The organism is Acinetobacter sp., assembly GCF_036666595.1.
Lineage (GTDB): Bacteria > Pseudomonadota > Gammaproteobacteria > Pseudomonadales > Moraxellaceae > Acinetobacter.
Genome location: NZ_JAVWVO010000002.1, coordinates 319,472 through 345,940, shown reverse-complemented (window position 1 = coordinate 345,940; position 26,469 = coordinate 319,472). Strand labels below are relative to the sequence as shown.

The 26,469-nt window shown below is 42.1% G+C and carries 24 protein-coding genes and 4 tRNA genes; 20 read left to right on the top strand and 8 right to left on the bottom strand.

The window, feature by feature from the left end; translation table 11 throughout:
- Positions 1-71: 71 nt before the first annotated feature.
- The 3 genes from RR876_RS04865 (at position 72) to RR876_RS04855 (ending at position 4,050) form a co-directional block, all read left to right on the top strand.
- Positions 72-1,433 carry a sodium:alanine symporter family protein gene (locus RR876_RS04865; RefSeq protein ID WP_332476542.1) on the top strand — a complete coding sequence of 454 codons (1,362 nt, stop codon included), beginning with the start codon at positions 72-74 and terminating at the stop codon, positions 1,431-1,433.
- Between the two features lie 144 nt (positions 1,434-1,577).
- Positions 1,578-2,969 (top strand): DNA repair protein RadA, encoded by a 1,392-nt coding sequence (radA, locus tag RR876_RS04860; RefSeq protein WP_004695771.1) that lies wholly within the window; start codon positions 1,578-1,580, stop codon positions 2,967-2,969.
- 118 nt (positions 2,970-3,087) lie between these two features.
- Positions 3,088-4,050 (top strand): TIM44-like domain-containing protein, encoded by a 963-nt coding sequence (locus tag RR876_RS04855; protein ID WP_332476543.1) that lies wholly within the window; start codon positions 3,088-3,090, stop codon positions 4,048-4,050.
- Between the two features lie 492 nt (positions 4,051-4,542).
- Here RR876_RS04855 and RR876_RS04850 read toward each other — a convergent pair whose 3' ends face one another.
- The gene (locus RR876_RS04850; protein WP_004982593.1) at positions 4,543-5,721 is read right to left on the bottom strand and encodes a trypsin-like peptidase domain-containing protein; all 1,179 of its coding nucleotides are present in this window, start codon (positions 5,719-5,721) and stop codon (positions 4,543-4,545) included.
- A gap of 168 nt (positions 5,722-5,889) precedes the next feature.
- Between RR876_RS04850 and RR876_RS04845 the strand changes: the two genes are divergently transcribed.
- From RR876_RS04845 to RR876_RS04810, 8 genes are all read left to right on the top strand, one after another.
- On the top strand, positions 5,890-6,648 hold the full coding sequence (locus RR876_RS04845) for a Nif3-like dinuclear metal center hexameric protein (protein ID WP_332476544.1): 759 nt from the start codon (positions 5,890-5,892) through the stop codon (positions 6,646-6,648).
- A gap of 343 nt (positions 6,649-6,991) precedes the next feature.
- Entirely contained in the window at positions 6,992-7,612 is a 621-nt protein-coding gene (locus tag RR876_RS04840; RefSeq protein WP_332476545.1) for a superoxide dismutase, read from the top strand.
- Between the two features lie 209 nt (positions 7,613-7,821).
- Positions 7,822-8,448, top strand: coding sequence for a superoxide dismutase (locus RR876_RS04835; RefSeq protein ID WP_332476546.1), 627 nt, complete (start codon positions 7,822-7,824; stop codon positions 8,446-8,448).
- A 144-nt stretch (positions 8,449-8,592) separates the two neighbouring features.
- A tRNA-Asn gene (locus RR876_RS04830) sits at positions 8,593-8,668 on the top strand.
- A 4-nt stretch (positions 8,669-8,672) separates the two neighbouring features.
- Positions 8,673-8,748 (top strand) — tRNA-Asn (locus RR876_RS04825).
- Positions 8,749-8,943: 195 nt separating this feature from the next.
- Positions 8,944-9,019: transfer RNA gene (locus tag RR876_RS04820), tRNA-Asn, on the top strand.
- Positions 9,020-9,305: 286 nt separating this feature from the next.
- Positions 9,306-9,381: transfer RNA gene (locus tag RR876_RS04815), tRNA-Asn, on the top strand.
- A 56-nt stretch (positions 9,382-9,437) separates the two neighbouring features.
- Positions 9,438-9,902 carry a DUF2726 domain-containing protein gene (locus RR876_RS04810; RefSeq protein WP_058870071.1) on the top strand — a complete coding sequence of 155 codons (465 nt, stop codon included), beginning with the start codon at positions 9,438-9,440 and terminating at the stop codon, positions 9,900-9,902.
- Between the two features lies 1 nt (position 9,903).
- Here RR876_RS04810 and RR876_RS04805 read toward each other — a convergent pair whose 3' ends face one another.
- The 6 genes from RR876_RS04805 to glnA all read right to left on the bottom strand — a co-directional run bounded on the left by RR876_RS04805 (position 9,904) and on the right by glnA (position 14,914).
- Positions 9,904-10,134, bottom strand: coding sequence for a hypothetical protein (locus tag RR876_RS04805; RefSeq protein ID WP_332476547.1), 231 nt, complete (start codon positions 10,132-10,134; stop codon positions 9,904-9,906).
- A 108-nt stretch (positions 10,135-10,242) separates the two neighbouring features.
- Positions 10,243-11,580, bottom strand: coding sequence for a lipase family protein (locus RR876_RS04800; RefSeq protein WP_332476548.1), 1,338 nt, complete (start codon positions 11,578-11,580; stop codon positions 10,243-10,245).
- Between the two features lie 107 nt (positions 11,581-11,687).
- Complete coding sequence (gene ubiA / locus RR876_RS04795) at positions 11,688-12,569, bottom strand: 4-hydroxybenzoate octaprenyltransferase (protein ID WP_332476549.1); 882 nt, start codon at positions 12,567-12,569, stop codon at positions 11,688-11,690.
- Positions 12,566-13,051 (bottom strand): chorismate lyase, encoded by a 486-nt coding sequence (locus tag RR876_RS04790; protein WP_332476550.1) that lies wholly within the window; start codon positions 13,049-13,051, stop codon positions 12,566-12,568. The genes ubiA and RR876_RS04790 overlap by 4 nt, the downstream gene beginning before the upstream one ends.
- 82 nt (positions 13,052-13,133) lie before the next feature.
- Complete coding sequence (locus tag RR876_RS04785; RefSeq protein ID WP_004982609.1) at positions 13,134-13,409, bottom strand: hypothetical protein; 276 nt, start codon at positions 13,407-13,409, stop codon at positions 13,134-13,136.
- 89 nt (positions 13,410-13,498) lie between these two features.
- Positions 13,499-14,914: a type I glutamate--ammonia ligase gene (gene glnA, locus RR876_RS04780; protein ID WP_005400480.1), complete on the bottom strand. Its 1,416-nt coding sequence runs from the start codon at positions 14,912-14,914 to the stop codon at positions 13,499-13,501.
- Between the two features lie 841 nt (positions 14,915-15,755).
- Between glnA and RR876_RS04775 the strand changes: the two genes are divergently transcribed.
- From RR876_RS04775 to trpC, 3 genes are read left to right on the top strand one after another with little or no spacing between them, the layout of a single operon-like run.
- Positions 15,756-16,340 (top strand): aminodeoxychorismate/anthranilate synthase component II, encoded by a 585-nt coding sequence (locus RR876_RS04775; RefSeq protein WP_332476551.1) that lies wholly within the window; start codon positions 15,756-15,758, stop codon positions 16,338-16,340.
- Positions 16,341-16,356: 16 nt separating this feature from the next.
- Positions 16,357-17,403 (top strand): anthranilate phosphoribosyltransferase, encoded by a 1,047-nt coding sequence (gene trpD / locus RR876_RS04770; protein ID WP_332476552.1) that lies wholly within the window; start codon positions 16,357-16,359, stop codon positions 17,401-17,403.
- A 16-nt stretch (positions 17,404-17,419) separates the two neighbouring features.
- Complete coding sequence (trpC, locus tag RR876_RS04765; protein ID WP_332476553.1) at positions 17,420-18,226, top strand: indole-3-glycerol phosphate synthase TrpC; 807 nt, start codon at positions 17,420-17,422, stop codon at positions 18,224-18,226.
- A gap of 112 nt (positions 18,227-18,338) precedes the next feature.
- Here the strand turns inward: trpC and RR876_RS04760 are convergent, their stop codons facing one another.
- Positions 18,339-20,993: a LuxR C-terminal-related transcriptional regulator gene (locus tag RR876_RS04760; protein ID WP_332476554.1), complete on the bottom strand. Its 2,655-nt coding sequence runs from the start codon at positions 20,991-20,993 to the stop codon at positions 18,339-18,341.
- A gap of 356 nt (positions 20,994-21,349) precedes the next feature.
- On the opposite strand from RR876_RS04760, the gene RR876_RS04755 reads away from it, so the two are divergent.
- The 6 genes from RR876_RS04755 to RR876_RS04730 all read left to right on the top strand — a co-directional run bounded on the left by RR876_RS04755 (position 21,350) and on the right by RR876_RS04730 (position 26,431).
- Positions 21,350-21,865 carry a 2,4'-dihydroxyacetophenone dioxygenase family protein gene (locus RR876_RS04755; protein ID WP_332476555.1) on the top strand — a complete coding sequence of 172 codons (516 nt, stop codon included), beginning with the start codon at positions 21,350-21,352 and terminating at the stop codon, positions 21,863-21,865.
- 47 nt (positions 21,866-21,912) lie between these two features.
- Entirely contained in the window at positions 21,913-23,547 is a 1,635-nt protein-coding gene (locus RR876_RS04750; protein WP_332476556.1) for a long-chain fatty acid--CoA ligase, read from the top strand.
- A 32-nt stretch (positions 23,548-23,579) separates the two neighbouring features.
- Positions 23,580-24,401 carry an SDR family NAD(P)-dependent oxidoreductase gene (locus tag RR876_RS04745; protein WP_332476557.1) on the top strand — a complete coding sequence of 274 codons (822 nt, stop codon included), beginning with the start codon at positions 23,580-23,582 and terminating at the stop codon, positions 24,399-24,401.
- Between the two features lie 255 nt (positions 24,402-24,656).
- The gene (locus tag RR876_RS04740; RefSeq protein WP_004695682.1) at positions 24,657-25,343 is read left to right on the top strand and encodes a Smr/MutS family protein; all 687 of its coding nucleotides are present in this window, start codon (positions 24,657-24,659) and stop codon (positions 25,341-25,343) included.
- 93 nt (positions 25,344-25,436) lie between these two features.
- Positions 25,437-25,985 (top strand): GTP cyclohydrolase I FolE, encoded by a 549-nt coding sequence (gene folE / locus RR876_RS04735; protein ID WP_171054237.1) that lies wholly within the window; start codon positions 25,437-25,439, stop codon positions 25,983-25,985.
- Between the two features lie 86 nt (positions 25,986-26,071).
- Positions 26,072-26,431, top strand: a complete 360-nt coding sequence (locus RR876_RS04730; RefSeq protein ID WP_010327244.1) for a cupin domain-containing protein — start codon at positions 26,072-26,074, stop codon at positions 26,429-26,431.
- The last annotated feature ends 38 nt before the right edge of the window (positions 26,432-26,469 follow it).

Genomic DNA, 26,469 nt, shown 5'->3' with positions numbered 1-26,469 from the left:
TCAATTGCTTAATAAAACTCAAAATTTTTCTAGAAATTTCAAGTTTTAAAACATAGAGGACTAAAACAAGAATGAATACACAAAATTTACAAACGTTTATGGAAACCATCAGTGGTTGGGTCTGGGGACCCTATATGTTGGTCCTCATTGTCGGAACAGGGATATTCCTCACACTACGCTTATTTTTCTGGCAAATCCGCATGTTGCCTCTGGCCTTTAAACAAGTCTTTGGCAAACATGACCAAGCACATTCTCATACCGGAGATATCTCCCATTTTGCATCCCTCATGACAGCACTCTCTGCCACCATTGGTACCGGTAATATCGCGGGTGTTGCCACCGCTTGTGTCCTTGGGGGGCCAGGTGCAGTGTTTTGGATGTGGATGACCGCCCTGTTCGGTATGGCAACCAAATATGGGGAAGGCGTACTGGCGGTTAAATACCGAATCAAAAATGAAAAAGGTGAAATGTCTGGCGGTCCAATGTACTACATTGAACGCGGCCTAAAATGGAAATGGTTAGCACTGATTTTTGCGCTGTTTGGTACATTGGCGTCTTTTGGGATTGGCAGTTCAGTACAATCCAACACAGTTGCACTCGCTGTTGAAAATAGTACGGGAGTTGCAACATGGATCACCGGTATTGTCATTACCGTATTCTCCGCTTTGGTTATTTTAGGCGGAATTAAGTCTATTTCTAAAGCCGCTTCTTTCATCGTTCCGATTATGGCAATTGGCTATGTCCTCGGTGGTCTCATTATTATCTTCAACCACCTTGAACTCGTCATGCCTGCACTTGAACTGATTTTCCGTGATGCCTTTACTGGTGAAGCAGTAGCAGGTGGTGCAATTGGTGCAGTCATTCGTTACGGTGTCGCTCGTGGCGTCTTCTCAAATGAAGCTGGGATGGGTTCAGCACCCATTGCCGCCGCTGCTGCAAAAACTGACCACCCTGCACGTCAAGGCTTAGTCTCAATGACAGGTACATTTATCGATACCATTATCGTATGTAGTATCACAGGGATAGTCTTGGTCATGGGCTTTATCATGGCGGGCAATAGTTTTGGTGGCGAAACAGGCGCGGTATTAACCACCCATATTTTTGACCAATTACTGCCGGGTGTAGGGGGCTGGATCGTAACTTTTGGTATTGTGTTCTTCGCGTACTCCACCATTTTAGGTTGGTGCTATTACGGCGAAAAATGCTGTACGTATTTACTCGGTGAAAAGTATGTTCTGCTGTACCGTCTCATTTACATCGCGTCAGTCTTTATTGGTTGCGTAGCATCACTTGATTTAGTCTGGCTATTTGCCGACACCTTTAATGGTTTAATGGCGGTTCCAAACTTAATTGCCTTGTTATTGCTGTCGACAGTGATTGTGAAAGAGTCACGTGATTTTGTCGAAAAACGTAAATCAGGTGAGTTGTACTAAGGCTATTTTCAAAGCACATTTTTTAAAATCTGCAATAGTTAAGCCACCTTCGGGTGGCTTTTTGATTCAGAGCATTCATTTCAAATCCAATCCTCTGTATGCTGTTGAACCATCGAATACTCCAAATAGTGCATCAAATAAAGCATGGCAAAAGCAAAAAGTGTTTACCGCTGTGAACAATGTGGCGCTGACCATTCAAAATGGGCGGGTCAATGTTCTGAATGTGGAGAATGGAATAGTCTGGTTGAAGTCAATATTGCACCTGCAGTCACACATCGTGCGCAGCCCAAAATGGGGGGCGGCTATGCAGGTCAAGCTGCTGCTATTAGCACCTTAAATCAAATTTCAGTTTCACATGAGACTCGATTGGCTACAGGAATTGGTGAGTTTGATCGTGTGCTTGGCGGTGGTCTCGTCACGGGTTCCGTGGTACTGATTGGCGGTGATCCGGGCATCGGAAAATCGACCATTTTATTGCAAACGGCAACGCATATGGCCGCAGCCAACAGTGCGGCATTGTATGTCACAGGTGAAGAATCACTCTCTCAAGTGGCTTTGCGTGCAAATCGTCTTGATCTGCCCACAGATAAACTCAAAGTCATGGCAGAAACCTGTGTCGAGCGGATATGTGAAATGCTTGCTCACGAACGCCCTGCCGTGGCAATTTTAGATTCCATTCAGACCCTGTATACCGAAACACTCCAGTCAGCGCCGGGCGGTGTTTCTCAAATTCGCGAGTCCGCAGCTTTACTGACACGTTTTGCTAAAAATAGTGGTACAGCCTTGTTCATCGTCGGACACGTCACCAAAGAAGGGGCACTGGCTGGTCCGCGTGTGCTTGAACATATGGTCGACTGTGTTCTGTACTTTGAAGGTCAGTCCGACTCACGTTATCGGATGATTCGTGCCGTTAAAAACCGTTTTGGTGCAGTCAATGAACTCGGGGTTTTTGGCATGACTGATAAAGGCTTAAGAGAAGTGGCGAATCCTTCTGCCATTTTCTTAAGCCGTTATGATGAAGCAATTGCAGGCTCAATCGTGATGATCAGCCGTGAAGGTACACGTCCTCTCTTGGTTGAGGTTCAAGCTTTGGTGGATGATGCACATGGTCAACCGCGTCGAGTCGCCTTAGGTTTAGAACAAAACCGTTTAAATATGCTTTTGGCGGTGATGCATCGCCATGGTGGCGTGCAAACATCTGGACAAGATGTCTATGTCAACGTTGTCGGTGGTTTAAAAATCACGGAAACAGGCTCTGACTTGGCCGTCTTATTGGCCTGTGCCTCTAGTCTGCGAGGTAAAGCGCTGCCACAACAACTGGCTGTTTTTGGTGAAGTAGGACTCTCTGGGGAAATTCGCCCAGTCCCCAATGGACAGGAACGCTTAAAAGAAGCTATTAAACATGGTTTTAAATACATTATTCTACCGCGTGGCAACGCACCGCAAAAAGACATTGCAGGGGTTAAGGTAATCGCTGTGGCACGCTTACATGAGGCACTCACTGAAGCCATGAGCTTAAGTGACGAACTCAACTAAGCTAAATTCCATCTATTTGAATTTCTCATAAAATAAACACGTTTTTTATTGAAATTTAGGATGAAAGACTGCATAAAGGTAGAGTTAAAATTTATTTTTTATAGAGTAGGAAAATTTGATGGAAGTTCGACAGCGTGGTTTGATTGCTGGTTTTTTAACAGCGGCTCTTTTAGTTGCACCCTTAGCCGCAGAAGCTAAACGTGCAGGTGGTGGTAAAAGCCACGGCATGAGCCGTCAAGCTGCACCAACTCAGTCTTATCAACAACCTCGTCAAGCAGCTCCAGCTCAACAACCTACCGCGCCTGCTACAGCTCCAGCTAAATCTGGTCCAGGCGTCGGCGGTATGGTTGCGGCTGGTGTAGCGGGTGCTGCAATTGGTGCTGTTGCTGCAAATGCATTGGCAGATGATAACTCTGCTTCTCAAGCGCAAGCACAGGAAGACAAAGGTGGTATTCCAAGCTGGATTTGGATCCTTCTTGCCGCTGCTGTTGCCTTCTTCATTTTCCGTAAAATGGGCGCAAAAAAAAAAGTAGCAGCTAATCCCTATGCGCCAAACAATGGTTCACCCCAACCACCGTTTGGCCAACAAGCTGCACCACGTACATCAAATGACAATAGCAATATTTTTGGTCAGTCTGTAGGTGGTTCAGCTCCTGCACCACAAAACAATGCACCTTTTGGCGCTGCCTATACCAATAGTGGTAGTCAGCTGCCAGACGGTACAGAACCTGCAGCTTTCTTACGTATTGCTCGTCAACGTTTCAATCATATTCAATCGATGAACACGGCAAGTAACATTTCTGAAATTCAACGTTACTTAACACCTGATCTTTACCAGTCTATGTATCAAGACATTATGGCGAATCAAGATCAAGATGTAGCTGAGTTTTCAAACCTTAATGCGATGGTTGCGAACTCTGCGACAGAAAATGGCCAATACGTGGTTAGCGTACGTTTTACTGGTACAGTAAGTGAAGACCTCAACAGCTTACCGCAACCTTTTGCTGAAGTTTGGCACTTTGTAAAACCTGCGGGTTCTACCCAAGACTGGCTCGTTGCGGGTATCCAGCAAGAAGCGTAATTTCCAGATATAAAAAAACAGCGACTTCGGTTGCTGTTTTTTTGTGCCTGATCAATCCTCCTGTCGATTCAAGCTAGTCATCAGCGCCTCGCTTAAACAAAAACAGCATTCAAAACGATAACAGCCAATGGTTTTTTTAAAAGTTAAGCTCAACATTTCCTAAGTAAAACCTATCATCGATGTTAAATAAGAATCACACGAAAAGACTGCACAATGCATCCTGAGTCATACACCTTCTTTTAGCTTAGACCTACACTTCCACTCCACATAAGTTAATCGCGTTATTCATGCTTGATGCGAATGGGCAAGATCTAAAAATAAGTGAGCTTTGATTTTCGACTAAAACTGAGATCATCATTTACCAATCTTAGGCATTTAAAATGCACTAGGTTTTCTATTGATCATGCTCTGCATTTAATATTCACACTGTAAATCATCTACTCATAAAAAATGCCTCTATAAAAGAGGCATTTTTATTTACGTTCTTAAGTCTTATTCAGGTAATGGTATAAATTGAGAGTCTTGATTTTGCTCTTTTCTTTCCCCAACAACCACAGCCACATCTAAAGGTTTGCCATCGCGCTCAAGTGAAATCTGAATGGTGCTATTTGGCGGTTGTAGAGCCACAAAATTAATCAAATGTGAGGTTGAAGTAATCACTTCATCATTCACTTTCACAATCTTGTCGCCTTTCTTTAAACCAGCTTTTGCAGCAGGTCCCGTTTTTAATACGTCCGCGACAACCACACCAGGCCCTTTAGGCTCTAAGATATTGACTTGTTCAACAGGCAGTAAACTGATACCCAACCAACCACGTACCACACGGCCGTCTTTAAGAATAGAGTTTAGTACTTGTTGGCAAATTCTTGCAGGAATGGCGAAACCAATACCTAAAGACCCACCTGATTGAGAGAAAATCGCAGTATTAACCCCAATCAAATTACCCGCCACATCAATCAAAGCACCACCAGAATTACCGGGATTAATCGCAGCATCGGTTTGAATAAAGTCTTCATAAGTGTTAATCCCTAGGTCAGAGCGACCAGTAGCAGAAACAATACCCTGTGTAACCGTTTGTCCCACACCAAATGGGTTACCAATGGCCAAGACCACATCACCCACTTCGTTGCCACTGAGCTTAAAGGGTAAAACAGGCAGATTCGCCAGCTCAATTTTAATCACAGCCAAATCGGTATCGGGGTCTGTACCAATCACTTTTGCCACTGCACGACGGCCATCTTGTAATGCCACAACAATTTGATCGGCTTGAGCAATCACATGGTTATTTGTCAAAATATAACCATCAGGACGAACAATCACACCTGAGCCCAAACTGTTTTCATTTTTATTTTGGCTAAACTGATCCGGAATTTGATTGCCAAAAAATTCACGGAACGCAGGATCATTGAGCAATGGATGGTCAAGTTGTTTGACTTTTTGCGTGGTAAAAATATTCACTACTGCTGGCGCAGCCACTTTCACGGCAGCGCTATAAGAAACCACCCCACCGGTACGTGTGGTGTTAATTAAAGGCTCTACCTTTTCAGCAGGCATCTTAATCCCATCGGACGCCACAGGCGCTTTTGGTTTTTGATACTGCTGCCAAGCAAAAAATCCAGCAATGACTAAAATGAGTAATACCCAAGGTAACCAGGAAAAGGTCCTGCGCACGATTTCACCCTCTAAAATGTTTTAATTCATTGATGACTAAGTAATTTATGCCTATTGTAAAGCGAAATTCAAGCCGAAGCACAAAAATAAGCAAGAGTTTTGTCATGCTTTAGTTACAATAAACAATAGGTTCCGATGTAATCAATTTAAAAGAGTTTTTAAGTCGATATGGCAAAATTACAAGACATTATCCAATGGTGTGACCAAACCCTCAAATCACCTGAGTTTAAGGACTATGCACCGAATGGCCTTCAAATTGAAGGTAAAACCGAAGTGCGTAAAATTTTAGCTGCGGTGACTGCATCACAAGATGCCATAGATGCCGCGATCCGAGAAAATGCGGATCTATTACTGGTGCATCATGGTTATTTTTGGAAAGGTGAAGCCTACCCCATCACAGGTATGCGCGGTAGACGGATCAAGAGTCTGATTCAAGATGACATTTCTTTGTTGGCATACCACCTCCCCCTCGATAGCCATCCAAGTCTTGGAAATAATGCAGCGATTGCAGATTTGCTCGAACTGGAACGTATTGAAGCGCTTGACCCATCTGAGCGTCATCCTATTGGCAATATTGGTTATTTAAACCAGCCCGTGCCTGTGGAAGAGTTTAAAAAGTTTGTGTCTGAGAAATTAAAGTTTAATGTCACCCATCTTCCAGCGGACAAGACCATGATTGAAAAAGTCGGTTTTTGTACTGGGGGTGCACAAGATTTTATTGTAAAAGCCGCTGAACAAAGCTGTGATGCCTATATTTCAGGCGAAGTCAGTGAACGTACCTTCTATGAAGCCAAAGAATTAGGCGTACATTATTTTGCTTGCGGACATCATGCGACTGAACGCTATGGCGTGCAGCGATTAGGTCAAGCCATTTCAGAACAATTTGATATTGAATATGTTTATTTCGAGTTAAATAACCCGATCTAAGCAATCACTGGGATGCGACTCCTTTCATCCCAGTCCTTTCAATGCGCTTACATCGCATGGCATCCAACATCACCTCCATTAAGCAAATGATTAATTTCTAAAACATTATTCCTAGCCTTTCGTATTTTTAAATTAAAACATAGCATCAGCTCAAAAATTCTGTGCATCTCATCTTTGTTATACCTGCTGAACTTCCAACCCAATATGAACAATAAAACTTACGACGCGCCACCCAAAATTGCAAATAATAAACATATTGATTCTCATTAACTTTTAAGTGGATAATAAAACTGCTTTGAAAAATCCCAATAAAACAATTTTGATGATTAAAGGAATCAAACACATGGCTTATTCTTTACCCGCTCTTCCTTATGCCTATGATGCACTCGAACCCAATATTGATGCGAAAACGATGGAAATTCACCACAGTAAACACCATCAAACCTACATCAATAACATTAATGGCGGGATTGCAGGCACAGAATGGGAAAAACTGTCTGTGGAAGATTTGGTTGCCAAAGTCAATGAAGTCCCTACTGATCTTAAAAATATGGTGATCAATAATGCAGGGGGTCATGCCAATCACTCACTCTTTTGGACTGTCATGAGTCCACAAGGTGGTGGACAACCGACTGGGGCTGTGGCAAAGGCTATTGATGAGCAACTCGATGGTTTTGATGCTTTTAAAGAGGCATTTACCAAAGCCGCGATTAGCCGTTTTGGCAGTGGTTGGGCATGGCTGAGCGTGACACCTGAACGCAACCTGATTGTTGAAAGCAGTGCAAATCAGGATTCCCCACTGATGTACGGTCACACCCCTATTCTCGGTTTAGATGTATGGGAACATGCTTATTACCTAAAATACCAAAACCGCCGTCCTGAATATATTAATGCCTTTTATAATGTGGTCGATTGGGATGAAGTAAATCGCCGTTACCATGCTGCGTTGCAGACTAAAAAATAATCACCCACCTCAATCCACCTAGCGCTTAGAGTCTTTTAAAATGAACATATTCTGTACAAAAGACTCTAACGATATCTTGTGTATCGTATATGTCTCCTTGCGAAGTTTTTTGCATATTTTGTGTATTAAAAGACTGCCCTATTGTCTATAGAATCATTTACAATAAATGCACTTAAAGTAAAACCCAGCAAATCTGCAAGGAATGAAACATGACAACCATTACTTTACCTGCACTTCCATATGGCTACGAAGATCTTGCTCCGCACATCAGCAAAGAAACTTTAGAATTCCACCACGATAAACACCACAATACTTATGTTGTTAACCTAAACAACCTAATCAAGGGTACTGACCTTGAAGGCAAAACTTTAGAAGAAATCATCGCAGCTTCTGCTGGTGATGCATCTAAAGCAGGTATCTTCAATAACGCAGCACAAGTTTGGAACCACACATTCTATTGGAACTGTATGGCTAAAAACGGTGGTGGTAAAGCAACAGGTGCTTTAGCTGCTAAAATTGATGAAGCATTCGGTTCTTACGAAAAATTTGCTGAAGAATTTGCTGCTGCGGCAACAACTCAATTCGGTTCAGGTTGGGCTTGGTTAGTTGCTGACGAAGTAAATGGCAACCTTTCTATCCTTAAAACTTCAAATGCAGACACTCCACTTGCACATGGTAAAGTCGCAGTGTTAACCATTGACGTTTGGGAACATGCTTACTACATCGACTTCCGTAATGCGCGTCCTGTTTACATCAAAACTTTCCTTGAAAGCCTTGTAAACTGGGATTATGCAAACGCGAAATATGCAGGTGAAGCTGCTGGCGTTGAAAAATAAGATTCGTCTTGTTTAAAAAACCGCTCTTTTTGAGCGGTTTTTTTGTTTTTGCTGCCTAAACGCATATTTATAAAGCAAACAATTCATTTCTCAATATTTTTTGCTTGACCCATTTTCCTTTCCTCCCTAAAATGCGCATCAGATTCTCCAATAGCTCAGTCGGTAGAGCGACGGACTGTTAATCCGCAGGTCCCTGGTTCGAGCCCAGGTTGGAGAGCCACTATTCTTCCATAGCTCAGTCGGTAGAGCGACGGACTGTTAATCCGCAGGTCCCTGGTTCGAGCCCAGGTGGAAGAGCCAAGATTCTAAAAAGCCCAAGCATCGTGACTTGGGCTTTTTTTATCGCTCATTGTTTTGATCCACACCCTGTACTATTCTGTTATACAGCCATGACACATCAAACTGATTATAAAAAAAACATTTAATCCAAAATTCGACTTTTTTTAGCATTGTAACTTGACCGATGTGTAATTTTCTCTATACTGCATTTCAGATTCTCCAATAGCTCAGTCGGTAGAGCGACGGACTGTTAATCCGCAGGTCCCTGGTTCGAGCCCAGGTTGGAGAGCCAAATTTTAAAAAGCCCAAGCATTATAACTTGGGCTTTTTCTATCTATAAAAACACATTCACCCATAAGTAAAACCAATCTTTCAAAATCCCTCCAAAGCAGCTTTCCATACAGGCTCTTCTCAGCTTTAATCTCCCAAATAGCTCCATGGAAAACCAAAAAGACTGAATCAAATCGCATCAATAAAAGCTAAACCGTTTATTTTTAAATCATTTAAAGCAGATTATATAAAAATATCAGGTCAAAGACTTGACCCTTTGGGCTTTGCCACATAGAATGCGTGCAGATTCTCCAATAGCTCAGTCGGTAGAGCGACGGACTGTTAATCCGCAGGTCCCTGGTTCGAGCCCAGGTTGGAGAGCCAAAATTCTAAAAACCCACTCCATTCGAGTGGGTTTTTTCTTTGCGCTAGAAAATATTGTGTTCGATCTGAGTCAAATCATCTTTTTTATCATCGGCTGCTTCGCCACTATTACGTTAGTGATGATGGTCTACCCTGACCTGTTTCGCCGTAAGCAAAAGTTTTATGCCAAACACGTCATTACGCCGTTTGAACGTAAAATGTTTATTCGCTTAAAAGAAGCCTTTCCGCGCCATCATGTTCTAGCTCAAGTTTCATTTAGTTCGCTGATTACCAGTGATCACTATAAAATACGGGCCAAATTTAACCGTAAAGTCACCGACTTCGTTTTATTAGATGAACAATTAGCGGTCGTTGTGATTATTGAACTCGATGATCCTTCCCATATCGGCAAAGAACAAGAAGATGCAGAACGTGATGCCATGCTCAATGAAGCAGGTTACATCGTTCTGCGTTTTACAGAAATTCCAAGCATTCGCCAACTGCACAAACACATTGGTATCACACCTGCAATGCGTGCTTGAATTATTTTGAAACCGCGCTGCTCGCTTCCTGCTGTGTGAATTGCTTTTCGGCAGCCAACTTTTCTTGAATACGCTGCTGTTGTTCTTCTTTAATACGCTGATATTCCGCTTGGTTTTTTGCATCGCTTTTTACCGCTAAAAAAGCAATCCCTAAAATAAGCAATGGAATCACAATACCAAGACTCGCCAGAAACATCACTTTCGGCGTTAGTTTTTTAGTTGATTTCGTCATAGCCAGCCTATTTCCAATATCTAGATTTTGATGGGCACATACTATAACAAAAAAAGAGCCTCAATCATGAGGCTCTGTCTTCAGTATAAATGTTTAATTTAATGCCAGTTAGGGTGCTATACCTGTACAGTTTTCGTTCTGGCTCGCATCCTTTTGCGCATCAGTTAACACAATACCCGTACCCGCAGCCATATTGGTCTGAATAAAGTCTACAGCCTCCGCATTCCGACAAACTATGGCTTGGGTATGAGATGCACCTATAACTGGATCAAGTGTCACATTTGGTGAACCCAATGTTTTCAAGTTTGCAACCAAAGCTTGGGTAATTGGATAGGGTACATTTGTATCTGCTGTGCCTTGTATTACATAGACTGGTTTATCAATTCGTTTAGTCCCAGGCTGACTACTGATTAAGAAGTTTTTTACGGTTTCATTGGTCGCAAACACACTAGTATCTAAACCAGGATAATCCATGACTTTTTTATCAGGATTTGCTGTCATAAACTGAATAATATCGTCTTTAAACTTATTAATTAAGCTTAGACTTGGGTCATTATCATTGTCTAAACACAGACCATTATCCCCTGTTGAACCTTCTGCAAACTCAGCCAAAGATTTGGCACGTGATTGGAAAATATCTTGATAACTAAATCGCGGCTCATACGCTTTAATACCTACCCCTGTTAATGCTGCATAAGCCAATAAAGTTGCATAAGAATCAACAGAAGTACGTGCAGCTAGTGGGATATTATATTGTATTTCCTGCGCCTCAATGCTAGACAAGGCAGCTGGTGCAACCTCTAAAATAATTTTACCCAAACTCGAAGCTGGCGCACCCGCCACAGCACCTTTATAGGTTGCATCTGTATTTGCATATTCTGCGGTCGCTAACGAGGCATGTCCACCTTGGGATTGTCCTGCCGACATCCACGCACCATTCAACTGCTTACCATAATGATCTTTTGCCGCTTGCACAGCTGAAAGCGCTGACTTCGCAGCACTAGATAAGTTTAAATATGGATGAATCCCTGGCGTGCCCAAACCTTCATAATCTGGCGCAATAACCACATAGCCAGCAGCCAGTAGACTATCTGCTAAAATTTTAAAACGCGGGTGAATCATATTATTACTTGGTGCACAACTATCACCAACCCCAACCGTACCGTGCTCCCAAACCACTACGCGATAACCATCTGTAGGCGGTGCTACTTTAGGGAACATCACCAGCGCCGTTGCTTTTGCGGTCTGACCTTTAACATTTTCCATGTTATACGTCATTACCTTAATAGAAGCTGCAGTGGTTAATGTGTCTTCTGAATAGGCACTTTCAGAAACATAGGTCTGTTTTTGATTTGAAGCGGGCGAATCATCATCGTCATTACAAGCAGTTAAAGACAGCATTGAAACAGCAACTGTAAGGGCTAATGCTATTTTCGAGCGTTTCATAAAATATCCTTTTATTCATTGTTTTTTTAAGCATGAAACTACATGCTGTTTTATTAAGACATAAAAAAAGCGCCCTGTATAGGACGCTTTTCAACCAAACAATCACTTTAAATAATTAATTCTAAAAAGATTCCAGTAAAAATAATAAATCCCACCCAACGATTGTGACGGAATGCCCAAAAACAACGCTGCGGATCTCTGTCTTTGGTTTTGGACCATTGATAAATAAAATCAGCCACCACAACAAGCAATGCGATTAAACCCAATGGCATCAATAAATTTTCAAGGTAAAGCGCCGTACCGATCAAAACCACGCTCATCACCTGTAAAAGTGCAATGATTTGAATATCAAAACGACCAAACAAAATGGCTGTCGACTTCACCCCAATTTTTAAATCATATTCACGGTCGGTAATCGCATATTGAGTATCGTACGCCACAGTCCAAGCCAGATTGCCAAAATACAGCAACCAACAGGTTAAATCTAATGGCTTACCCATAGCCGTAAAGGACATCGGAATTCCCCACGAAAAAGCCATGCCCAAAACAACCTGAGGCAAATGGGTATAGCGCTTCATGAAAGGATATATAAAAGCGAGAAAAAGCCCACCTAAAGCACAATAAAACGTTGCAATCGGTAGAAACAACAACATACACGCACTGGCAAAGACTAAAGCTAGAAACACATAAATGGCTTCTCTGGCCGTGATAATCCCTGTTGCTAAAGGCCGCGTTTTCGTGCGCTCTACATGCGCATCGACCTTACGATCAGCAAAATCATTAATTGCACACCCAGCCGCACGCATAAATATCGTGCCAAGTACCATCGGAATCAGAATACCAATTGGCGGTATACCCTCTGCGGCAATCCACAGTGCCCACATGGTAGGCCAGAACACCAATTCTGTACCAATAGGCTTATCAAAACGACATAAGTAATAATAGGCTTCTAAACGTTCACGCCAAGTAATTTGATGCGCAGTTGTCATGACTGTCCTTCAGATGCTGAATTCTGCTTTTGCAAAAATTGCTCAAAACTTGCTAAAAAGGTTTCTTGAACAATAAACTTGCAGCCGTGCCAAGTATAACAGCTCTGTCTAGTCCAGCCATCTTCTAGCCAGATCACACGACGTTCACATGCTGGATTGGTGCGCTGAAACAAGAACCAGCCAATCGGTTTTTTACCAATATGTTTAAAAAGCCGTGCACGGCCTTGCAAACTTAAGATCGGGAAAATGCTTTTGGCTTTGATCCAAGGCTCTGCATCACTGCCATATAAAAAACTTTCTCGCACCCATGACGTATGCTGAAACGGCATGTCCATCCATTTTGCATCGATGAACTGAAGACGCTGAAAATGTTCTTTGGTCGGTTGAACCCTAAACGCCCCATCAGCCAAATCTGTCAGTTGCTGAGTAAGTGAACCTGAAGCATATAACCATGTTTTCAGTTCAGCTGGAATCTGCTGCATAAGCCTACCTGTACCATTGATTTACTGTGCGCTTAAACGCTTTTTGAGTTATGAAGAATGTATTTGATTGTAAGATCAATCTTTAGCAATTATCTGTTTTTGCAATGGTTTCAAATTTACCTTGCGGAGTTTTCACCAAAATAAAGCCTTCCGCACTCAAGTAAAAACTTTGAGGATAATCATAATCCAGTGCCAACTCTGGGCTTTTCAATGCAACAAATTCTGCCTGCTTATAACCTTCAGGGGTGCGACCAACTTCGATATAAGTCACCATAGAAAAATTTAGCTTAAAACCTTTATCGTGATCTTTAGGGTCAATCCACGGATAAAAACTGGTGTGCTTCTTACGCTGTGCCATTGCTCTCATCAATTTTTTTCAAGTTAAACAGATGATACAAAAAAACCCGCGACTAGCGCGGGTTTTTTACAGTGAAATTCAGTTCAGAATTACAAGCTGTAGTACATATCAAATTCAACTGGGTGAGTTGTCGTGTTCAAACGACGCACTTCTTCAGTTTTAAGTTCGATATATGCATCAAGCATTTCTTTAGTGAATACACCACCTTTAAGAAGGAACTCATGATCCGCTTGAAGCGCTTCAAGAGCCATATCTAGGCTGTGCGCAACTGTAGGGATTTTCGCTTCTTCTTCAGGAGGAAGGTCGTATAAGTTTTTGTCAGCTGCTTCACCTGGGTGAATCTTGTTTTGGATACCATCAAGACCCGCCATTAACAATGCAGCGAAACCTAGGTACGGGTTCATCATTGGATCTGGGAAGCGAGCTTCGATACGTTTGCCTTTAGGGCTAGAAACGTAAGGAATACGGATAGAAGCAGAACGGTTACGTGCTGAGTAAGCCAACATAATCGGTGCTTCGAAGTGTGGAACTAAACGCTTGTACGAGTTTGTAGAAGGGTTCGTAATTGCGTTCAATGCACGAGCGTGTTTGATTACACCACCGATGAAGTAAAGCGCCATTTCTGACAAACCAGCGTATTCATCACCAGCAAACAAGTTCTTGCCATCTTTAGAGATTGACATGTGAACGTGCATACCAGAACCGTTATCACCAACCATTGGCTTAGGCATGAAAGTCGCAGTTTTAGCATATTGGTGCGCAACGTTCCAAACAGCATATTTGAACTGTTGTACTTCGTCTGCTTTACGAACCATTGTGTTGAAGCTTACACCAATTTCTAACTGGCAAGATGCAACTTCGTGGTGGTGTACTTCTACACGACCTGGACCCATGATGTCTTCAATACGCGCACACATATCTGCACGCATGTCATGTGAAGAGTCAACTGGTGGAACTGGGAAGTAACCACCTTTAACACGTGGACGGTGACCAGAGTTTCCGCCTTCATAGTCTTTGTTTGTTGACCAAGCAGCTTCTTCAGCAATCAATGTATGGCGCGCGCCAGACATATCGATTTCCCATTTTACTTCGTCAAATACGAAGAATTCTGGTTCTGGACCAAAGAATGCAGTATCACCAATACCTGTAGATTTTAGGTATTCTTCAGCACGGCGAGCAATCGAACGTGGGTCACGGTCATAACCCTGACCTGTTGATGGCTCAATAACGTCACAAGTAACAACTACTGTCGGCTCAGCGAAGAACGGGTCGATAAAACCAGTTGCAGCATCTGGGCGTAAGATCATGTCAGATGCTTCAATGCCTTTCCAACCTGCAATAGAAGAACCATCAAACATTTTACCGTCTTCAAAAGTATCTTCGTCGATAGTATCTGCTGGGTAAGTTACGTGTTGTTCTTTACCCTTAGTATCCGTAAAACGGAAATCGACCCATTTTGCGCCACTTTCTTGGATGAGTTGTAGGACCTTGTTCGCCATGCTCATTTTGCTCCGATGAATTTTTGTTGCACTCTTTAGTGCGTGTTAGTAGTTGGTTGTTCTAAAGCAATTACCGTACCAACTTTAAAAAGCTTAGCTAAAATGTTGAATTCATTATCAGAATAACAGTTTTAAGCTGTTTGCTTTGGCTCTATTATACTGAGCTAAAAAGTAAATGCACCATATTCAAGCATGCTTCTTCACATTTAATCTAAAAGATTTTGAGTGTGGATCATAATGGTGCATTTTTAAATTTCACTGTGCAATTTCCACTCATTTTTTATAAATTAGAGCGCTGTTTAAGCTGTTATTTTCGCCTTGATTTGACCTCAACACCTCATATCACGGCAGACGATATACCTAAAACCAAATATAAATAATATAAACAACTGTTTTTATTTAATATTATAAAAAATTAAAACTTCACAATTCAAACTGATATAAAGCAGAAATCTCAGATGTGACTAAGCAAATAAAGATGCTCTGTTTTGGTGACATTTGGGGAGTTTTTGGCTCACAGCATCAGGAGATATTCTTTTATATGCATTGAATGTGCATGCTTGATACCATTTAGACATAATCCGCGAGATTTCTCGTTTGGATTTGAATCTGAGATATTCATAAACTCTATATCTGTTAGTAACAAAACCCATTGTATTTTTTAGACCTGCGAAAAAATGTCACGCCCTAGCTGAGTATTTTTTGCTATGATAATTTCGGTTTTGTGCCTCCATTCAAGTCATTGAATGAGAAAAATAATTTACTTATAGCTTTATAATGTAATCGCACGAATACCACGGGACTCTTCTAGCACATTTATGTGCATAAATTTCAATAGGTTAAGCTCATGCTTTTAATGATCGACAACTATGACTCTTTTACATACAACATCGTCCAGTATTTTGGCGAGTTAAATCAAGAAGTAAAAGTAGTGCGTAATGATGCCGTGACATTGGAAGATATTGAGCGATGGCAACCTAAGTATCTTGTGATTGGCCCTGGTCCATGCTCACCTTCGGAAGCAGGAATTTCTATTCCAGCCATTCAGCATTTTGCTGGAAAAATTCCATTATTAGGGGTGTGCTTAGGACATCAGGCCATTGGTCAGGCTTTTGGCGGCGAAATCATTCGTGCCAAAAAAGTGATGCATGGTCGTTTGTCTGACATGCACCACTCGAATAAAGGCATTTTTAGTAATCTCCCTTCTCCGTTTTCAGCAACGCGTTATCACTCACTGGTGATTGATCAAGAAAGCTTGCCTGAATGCTTAGAAGTGACTTGCTGGACCAATGAAGCAGATGGCTCAATTGAAGAAATCATGGGTGTAAAGCATAAGACGCTTGCCGTTGAAGGCGTGCAATTTCACCCTGAATCAATCTTGAGTCAGCATGGCCATCGAATCTTTAAGAACTTTTTAGAAATTTACGCATAAATGAGTGCAGTGAAAAATGAATATGCAACAAGCTTTAAATAACATCACTAAAAATATTGAGTTGACGCAAGCGCAAATGGAAGACGTCATGCGCACCATCATGAATGGTGAAGCAACAGATGCTCAAATTGGTGCACTGATGATGGGTCTCCGCTTAAAAGGCGAAAGTATTGATGAAATTACCGCAGCAGCTCGTGTCATGCGCGAGTTTGCCATCAAAATTGATGTCAGTGATGTGCCTTATTTAGTCGACATCGTCGGTACAGGTGGTGACGGACAGAACTTATTTAACGTCTCGACTGCATCTGCTTTTGTGATTGCAGCTGCAGGTGCAACCATTGCTAAACATGGTAACCGTGGTGTTTCAACCAAATCAGGTTCCTCGGACTTGTTAGAACAAGCAGGCATCCAACTTGACTTAAACATGCAACAAACTGAACGTTGTATTCGTGAAATGGGCGTCGGTTTCTTATTTGCACCGAATCATCACAAAGCCATGAAGTATGCGGTAGGCCCACGTCGTGAATTAGGCATTCGCAGTATTTTCAATTTACTTGGCCCGCTTACGAATCCGGCTGGGGTCAAACGTCTAGTGATTGGGGTGTTTTCGACTGAATTATGCCGTCCTATTGCAGAAGTGATGAAACAACTGGGGGCAGAACATGTCATGGTGGTTCATTCTAAAGATGGTTTAGATGAAATTAGCCTTGCATCAAGTACCTATGTGGCTGAACTCAAAAATGGTGAAGTCACCGAATGGGAGATTCAACCTGAAGATGTTGGGATCGAATCGCAAACTTTAACTGGTTTAATCATTCAAGATTCTGCTGAAAGTTTAAGCCTAATTAAAGATGCCTTAGGTAAAAACAAATCCGATAAAGGCGAAAAAGCAGCCACTATGATTGCTTTAAATGCAGGTGCCGGTTTATATGTCTCTGGACTTTGTACCAGTTATAAACAAGGCGTGGCTTTAGCACATGACATCATCTACGGCGGACAAGCCTTAGAAAAGATGAGCATCCTTGCTGAATTCAGCAAAACCCTTAAACAATACGACGCTTGATAGACAGGATTTTGTCATGGTAGATATCGCAAATACGATTTTAGGCAAAATTGTGGATCGCAAGCAAGAAGAGTTTGCTGCACGCCTCAAACTACGTAGCTATAAAAATGTTGAAGAATGGGCACTTGAGGCAACTCCTGTGCGTAGTTTTGCAAAATCTTTACTGAGCAAACAACCGGGTGTAATCGCTGAAATTAAAAAAGCATCACCATCTAAAGGCATCATTCGTGAAAACTTTGATCCTGCTGAAATCGCGCAGCAATACGAAGCCGCAGGTGCAGCATGTTTATCGGTTTTAACCGATGTCGATTTTTTCCAAGGTGCCGATGAAAATATTCAAATTGCACGTTCTCACTGTGCCCTGCCTGCATTACGTAAAGACTTTCTGATTGACCCTTATGGGGTGATTGAAGCACGTGCTTTACACGCGGACTGTATTCTTCTGATTGTGGCCTGCTTGTCCGATCAACAACTCGAAGAAATGTCTAAAACGGCTTTTGAGCAGAATTTAGATGTCTTGGTTGAAGTACACGATGAAGCAGAACTTGAACGTGCTTTGCGTCTATCTGAGCGTTGCGTATTGGGTGTCAATAACCGTAACTTAAAAACCTTTGATGTTGACTTAAACACCTCGATTCGTTTGAAAAAACTGCTTGAACCGTCTCGTCTACTGGTCACGGAAAGCGGTATTGCGACCCCAGCAGATGTGGCGATGATGCAAGAGCATGACATTCACACTTTCTTGGTCGGTGAAAGTTTTATGAAGCAGCCGCGTCCAGATCACGCCTTTACCGAGCTGTTTGGAACACCTAAATCACTTTAATGGCATATTCAGGGTAAGGCATGCTCTTGCCCTGAATACTTTATGATGTGCACTTTCAAAAAGCTGTTGAAGATCTCGTTAAACAGCAACACATAAAAAATTCAACCTTAAATTACTCAATTAAACCCTGCTTCTTGGCCTCATTCACCGCTTCCATTCGAGAGCGGACCTGCAACTTGTTATAGATTTTACGCAAATGCCATTTCACCGTATTGATGGACAAAAAGATCGACTCGGATATTTCAGCATCGGTACAGCCGTGGCTTAATTTTTCTAAAATCTGGATTTCACGTTTCGATAAGGCCTCAAGACCAGAACTGCCGATCAAAGCTTCAGCACTGATTTCAGCTTGATTGAGCTTTTGCAGTTGCTGGATATATTCTAGCAACATAGCTGTATGTTTTTGCTTCTGCCGACTTAAATGCTGACTTAAGCCGCTTAACATATCCCAAATTAAAGGGTCTTCATCTAGAACGACTCGCACCGCCTGAGTCGGCATGAGGGTTTCAAGTGCTTGTTGTAGCGCCTCAAAAGCCAGTTCATGTTGATTCAACTGATACAGGGCAAGTGCAAACAAGATTTGAACACGCGCATGGCGTATCGGATAAATCCTAAAAAATGCTAACTGCTGGCTTAAATATTCTTTGGCTTGCTCGGCTTGCCCCATGAAAATTTGCTGACGTACCAGCATTAAATCATCGCCACGCAGCAAATGCGTAAAATTTAAATACGGCTGAAATGCTGCCTGTTCAGTATCAGCTAATGCAGAAAGCAGGCTTGATTGTTGCGCATAGGCTTGTATGGTTTGGGCAAGTCGAGGTAATGACCATTGGGTACTGCGGGTGTGTGCTTGGTGCAAACACGTTTGTATCGTGGCTTGATCTTTATGCAAGGTAGCTAAACGCATTTGTAAAATGTAGCCCACCACCACCATATCAGGTAGTGCTAAATGATCGCCGCCATTGAAGTCCATTAATGCCGCTTCGACTTGCGATATTTGGTTCATTTCATAATAGAGGTCTGCTTTAAAGCTGCTCAGAATATTCATGATGACCGCTTGATTGTCTTCATCTAAGCCCAATTTACGATATTCCTCGCTCTGCCCAACTTGAGCAAATTTTTCTGCTGCGAGTAGTGAATCTCCCAATAAATAATCACATAGGGCGTCAATACAATCGACTATCGCCAAACCATATAGGTTATGCCCTTGCAAATAGATAATGCGCGTTTGTAGTAATAGCTTTCGGGCTTCGCTCATTTGCCCCAAACAAATGTGGTACAAAGCCCCAATTCCGATCAGCGGAGCACGAGCAAAATAAGCCGTACTGGCCAGCTGTGCTAAGTTTTGTTGCGCTAAGGCATAAGCCACATCTAACTTGTCTTCTAAAACTGCAATGAGAGGCGCTAAACCCAATTGATCCTTATGTTGTAATAAGGTTTCATGTTGATCCACGCTATGCCAGAGCTGTAGATAATGATTGGCTAAGGCACTTTGATGAGTCAGCACCAAGGTCCAAATAATGTCATAGAGCAAATTTGGGTTTTGCACCAAAACAGAATCAGGGATCTGTTTGACCAACTCCAACAAGGTATAGTGTCGGCCTTCTAAAATTAGTTCACGACACACCGAATTGAGCAATGACAAAATCAACTGCTGATCTTCTGCCTGTTGGGCGTGATAAATCGCCTCCATCAGATAACGCTGTTGTTTGAACCATTCTGCCGCTTTACGATGCATTTGCTGATATGCATTGGGCTGTAAAAGCTTAAACTTGGATTGCAAAAAGTCCCGAAATAAATGATGCACGCGATACCACGTACGCTGTTCATCTATTGCTTGAATGAACAAACCTTTTTGGCTGATAACATCGAGAATCTGCTGTGCAGCATGATTACCCGTTAAAGCGATAACTAAAGCTGGATTAATTTTCCTCAGTACACTAATTTGCAATAAAAATTGCTGAATTTCAGGGTCTTGTTGTAAAAAAACCTGCTCACTGAGGTAATTCACAATTTGATGGTGTGCACCACTTAAGTTTTGAATAAAGCCATGAATATCTTGGTGTTCTTTCAAATATAAATTGGTGAGCTGAATGCCTGTAAACCAGCCTTCCGTTTTATCAATCAGTTGTTCTGCGAGTTCTGCACTTAAAGCCACATGATCAAAATTTTGCTGCTCTAAAAAATGAATGAGCGCACTGCTTTCTTGCTGTTTGATGCTGAGGTGGGACTCTGTGACCCACTTTAAACGGCCTAATAGATATTCTTTTGCAAAACTCCAGTTGGGCTTCACCCTTGAGGCAATCACCAAATGACAATTTTCAGGTAAATACAGGTACAACCACCAGAAAATATTTAAGCACTCAACATTTTCCAATACATCAAATTCATCAATAAACAAAACAATATCAGCATCCATTTCTGCTATTTTTTGTACCAACTCAATGATATGTTGCTTATGAATCTGTCCATGAGAGATCGAATGCGGCGGTTCTAAATCTAAAAACGCCAAACGCAAGTATTGATAGAGTCGAATCGGGTCATTGTCATCATCATCCAAAGTCAACCAACAGACTTTCTTTGCTTTTGCTAAAAGAGACTCTGAGAGTTGATGCATCAGTGTGGTTTTTCCATAACCCGCAGCAGCATGAATAAACACCAAAGAAGACTGACAATAGTCCACGATCTGACCTAACAGTTCGGGACGTTGCATTGCCCTGTTCTTCATGATGTTTGGACGACTGAGTTTAGTCTTCAATACGTGCATCTATACTCATCCAATCTTGCTTATTACATTGCATTAGCTGAATTCACTTCCCTGAATTTCGCACTTAGCCGAACATGGTTTTCGACCGCGATCTTATGCTGATTTTGAATTAAAAGCGCTTATAAATTAGTAGCGGTGATGTGATTACGCAATGTGAAATTGAATCAAAATGACCATTTCACATTAATATCTTTTCAACCTTCCATTCGAACAGTTATCAAACAATGTTAATTCCATTCTTTCGAGTGGTTTGCATCACCCAAAACCTTGCTATGCTCAAGTATATGGAAATAACAAATATTTGCTGTTCAGTATTTTGATATCTCATTCTCAAAAAGACATACATGGAGTTTGTCATGAACATTGCACAGTCTATCAATCATGCAAAGCACTTATTAACAATCAATGTTAATCATGATGGCGAAATCAGAGATGCTTTGCCTGGCGTTCATGTCAGCCCATGTTTTCTAGATCTGGACAATGGAGTATGGGTTATTTACACACGTTTCGATGCTAGCACGCTTTTACCACGCAACTTCCACACAGGTGTTGTACATTTCTACACCACAGCAGGTTCATGGAATTATGTCGAATATCCAGAAGATGTTCAAACAGCGGGTAGCTATTTGTTTGAACCTGCAGGTTCTATTCACACCTTCTCTTCAAAAGAAGGAACCGAAGGTTTCATGGTCATTAATGGCGCGAACGTGAACTTAAATGATGACGACTCACTGATGCTCATTATGGATGCTGGATGGATTGAACGCACATTGCATGCTATTGCACAGCAATCAGGTCAAAAATCACCTCGATATATCAAGCCTAGTTCGGCAGTTAATTTCAGTGACAAACACCCTCTTAATGGCTTTTAACTTCGATTAAAAGTCTGTTTATAACTTAGCCACCAAGGATGAATAAAATGTTTGGCAAGATGATGCACCAATCTTTGTTGATTAGTAACTTAATCGAACATGCAGCAAAGTACCACGCAGATACTTCTATTTTTTCACGCGAAGTAAATGGTCAAGTGACCACCACCAACTGGCTGCAGGTCCAACAAAACAGCAAACGTTTAGCCAATGCTTTCACGTCTTTTAATGTTAAACAAGGTGATCGTCTTGCAACGATCGCGTGGAACAACCATCGTCATTTAGAATCTTGGTACGCTATTTCAGGGAGTGGTTATGTTTGCCACACCATCAACCCTCGCTTGTTCCCAGAACAACTGGTGTTCATTATTAATGATGCACAAGACAAAGCAATTTTCTTTGATTCGACTTTCCTACCGTTAATTGTCGCAATCCAAGGCAAAGTACCAACCGTTGAAAAATTTATCTGTTACGGTGCACATGATGAAAAAATCTTAGCCGCACTGCCAGATGTTATTTTCTATGATGATTTAATTCAAAACCAATCTGCTGAATTTAGCTGGCCACAATTCGGCGAAGAAACCCCAAGTTCTTTATGTTACACCTCAGGCACCACAGGCAATCCGAAAGGCGTCCTATATAGCCACCGTTCTACCCTACTCCACACCATGGCGATTAGCTTACCAGACTCCTTAAACCTGTCTGCAAATGATGTGGTCATGCCTGTTGTACCCATGTTCCATGTCAACGCATGGGGTGTACCATATGCAGCAGCGATGGTCGGTACCAGTGTGGTTTTACCAGGACCAAACCTAGATGGTGACAGTCTCGTTGATCTGATCGACAGCTATAAAGTTACTGTGGCTTTAGGTGTACCCACCATCTGGCAAGGCTTACTTGCAGCTGCGAAAAAACGCGGGACAAGCTTAGAGAGCATGACGCGTAACATCGTGGGTGGTGCTGCGTGCCCACCGTCGATTATTCGTGATTTCAAAAACAACTATGCTTGTGACACCATTCATGCATGGGGAATGTCTGAAACCAGCCCACTCGGGACAGCGAACCAACCGAAAGCCAAACATGCCATTTTAAGTGCTGAAGACTTTGAAAAGTTACGCTTAACCCAAGGTCGTCCACCTTTTGGGGTTGAATTACGTATCGTTGATGAAAGCACCAATCAAGTCTTAGCCAACGATGGCCATACCCAAGGAAATCTACAAATTCGTGGCCCTTGGATTGTCGATCATTATTTCAACCAAGAGCAAAGTGCGACCACAGCAGATGGCTGGTTCGACACGGGTGATATCGCGACCCTAGATGCAGACGGTTATATGACCATCTGTGACCGTGCCAAAGATTTAATCAAATCGGGCGGTGAATGGATTTCTTCGGTTGAACTTGAAAATATTGCCGTGGGTCACCCTGAAATTCGTATGGCAGCAGCCATTGCGGCACGTCATCCAAAATGGGATGAGCGTCCAATTTTGATTGCCGTAAAACAAGAGAACTCAACACTGACTGAAGAAGAAGCGCTGGCTTACTTTGATAATAAAATTGCCCGCTGGCAGATTCCTGATGTGGTTATTTTTGTTGATGCACTGCCAATCAACGGTACAGGTAAAATTGTGAAAGCGGAACTGCGTAAACAATTTGGTCATGTTTTACTTCAAGACGAAGTCGTTTAAGACTCATTCGAAACATTCAAAAGGATATTGATGTGAAGAAGAATTTGAAAACAGCTTGGGTGACAGGCGGCAGTAGTGGTATCGGTCTTGAGTTGACTAAACGTTTACTTAAAGACAACTTCCAAGTGTGTATTTTTGCCCATGCTGGGATTGAACAAGCGGTGATTGAGTTGCAAAAGTGTTCTCCTGCTGTCTGTGGTTTTGACGTGGATGTGCAAAATGAAAGTACGATGGAGGCAAAATTTGCTGAAGCGACTGCTCAATTTGGTGCACCAGATTTGTTGGTTAATTCAGCAGGGATCAGTATTGCTAAGAATTTCGATGAAATGACTTCTCAAGAATTCGAAAGACAAATCAATATTAATCTTATCGGTAGCCGTAATGTCGCACATGCTGCATTACCGCATCTCAAACAAGCCGTTCAACAGGGTAAACATCCGAAACTGGTGTTTATTGCCTCTGCTGCGGGCTTAGTCGGTTGTTATGGTTATACAGGTTACTGCTCATCTAAATTTGGTGTCGTCGGTTTGGCTGAAGTGCTACGTATGGAACTTCGTAGTCAAAAAATTGACGTTGCTGTGGTTTGCCCGCCCGAAGTGGACACGCCACTTGTAACGGAAGAACGTAAACACGGTTCGCCAGTCACAGCGGCATTAAAGCAATTGGGTGGTAGTATGCCTGTGGAGAAAGCCTGCCAAGAAATTTACATCGGCATTTTTTCTTCGCAATTTATGATCATTCCAAGTGCTCAAGCACGTATTCTTGCGAAAATTTCGCGGGTCTTGCCTGACCTTTATCGTAACCAAATCGATAAAAAGCTGGATAAAATCATCCGTACTTTACGGGCAAGTTAAGTCGCGACTGACTTAGCACGCCAAACCTGAACCCGAGTACATCATTTGTCTATCTAGATAGAATAATGGTTACTCGGGTTCAATCATTTTAAGTTCTTCCACAACTATCGTTCTCTTGAACACCCCGCAGAATACTGTTAGCCATTTGACATGCAATTTTTTGCCATTCTCTATGAATGCAATTCAGTTCAAATATAGGGAAAATCAGACTATAATTATCGCCTAATTCCTTATTTTGCATATTTTTCTGACACTATGAGCAAACATGATTCATCGCTTTCTAAAGAACAGTTTAATTTACTGAAAGACTTTAAAAAGCAAATCACCAATCCGCATTCGACTGCCATCAAACAGTCTGAGGCCCAAGCTCAAGTTGCTCCGCCCGAGCCAGAAGATGATTTCGCGTTGTTTCAAAAACAAATGCAAGGTGTCCAAAAAATGGAGACCGCGAACATTGCCAAAATAGAAAAAAATCCAAAGAAAAAAATCGATGCGCAAACTTTAGCAAAACGTGCAGCGGCTGAAGGCCCAATGCATACCGATGCAACTGAGCTATCCGATACTCAAGCAATGCTCAACCCTGTAGCGAGCCAAGCCGCACTCAGTTATCGTATTGCTACACTACAACACAAAGTATTTGAAGATTTAAAAGCGGGTAACATTCGTTGGTTTGAAGCAGTCGACTTGCATGGTTGCACCGTTGAAGAAGCCCGTGTCGCAGTTTTACAAGTCATTCAAATGGCCAAAGATGAAAATCAAAATGTCATTAAAATTGTACACGGCAAAGGTCCAGAAGCCATTTTAAAAACCTATGTGAATGGTTGGCTGCGTCAACACCGCGATGTATTGGCTTTTGTAAGTGCACCAGAGAAACAAGGTGGCACAGGTGCAGTTTTAGTGTTGCTAAAACGTGCTGAAAAGAACCCAAAGTTTAAACAGTAATCGGATTTTTGTCCAAAATAAGGCATTGGAATAGTTTTCTGCTACAATGCCGTCCTTGTTCAATATCAGTGTAAGTGAACACGTCTTATGTCTATGCAGCAATCCTACGCTAACATCTTAACTGCCGTTGGTGAAGACCTAACCCGTCCAGGTCTCCTCGATACGCCTATGCGTGCTGCTAAAGCTTTTTCGTATTTAACGTCTGGTTATAGCAAAAGCTTAGAAGAAGTGACCAATAATGCGGTGTTCCCATCAGACAACCGTGAAATGGTGCTGGTTAAAAATATCGAATTTTATTCACTCTGTGAACACCATTTATTGCCTTTTTATGGTCGCGTACATATTGCGTATTTACCTGAAGGCAATGTCCTTGGACTCTCTAAATTTGCACGCATCACCGAAATGTTTGCACGTCGTCTACAGATTCAAGAAAACCTGACGCAGCAGATTGCAGAAGCGGTTGCAGAAGTGACAGGTGCACGTGGCGTGGCTGTTATGATTGATTCTGCACATATGTGTATGATGATGCGCGGCGTCGGCAAGCAAGAATCGACTACACGTACCGTTTCCTTTATTGGTGACTTTAAAACCAATAAAGAAGAGCGCCGCGAGTTTTTAAGTGCAGTCCCTGAAAGCTATTAATTGAAACATTAAGCCTCAACCTTTGTTGAGGTTTTTTTTATGCATATATCATTGAACGATTCATTTTTTGTTTAGAGGAATACGCAATGTCAGCAATTTGGTTAGCAGGTCATGGTTTGACCCAAGGCGAACAGAGTATTGATTTTCCACGTCCAGACCGTTTGGTTCAAGGCAACCCACAGCGCCAGACCTATAGTCTATATGAACACCCACACATGGGCTGCGGGATTTGGCACTGTGAGGTTGGTTCATGGAATATTCAATTTGCCGACAATAAACAAGAATTCTTTCAAGTGATGGAAGGCAGCATCCGTATTCATGATGCCCACACTCAAGACTTCATTGAAGTCAAGGCCGGTCAGGCAGGAATTATTCCACCGAGTTTTATCGGCACATTTGAAGTGGTTGAAGCTGTTAAAAAATACTATGTGATTGTTGAGGTATAAATACCTCAACAACCGATTGGAAACGTCTTAGAACAGCT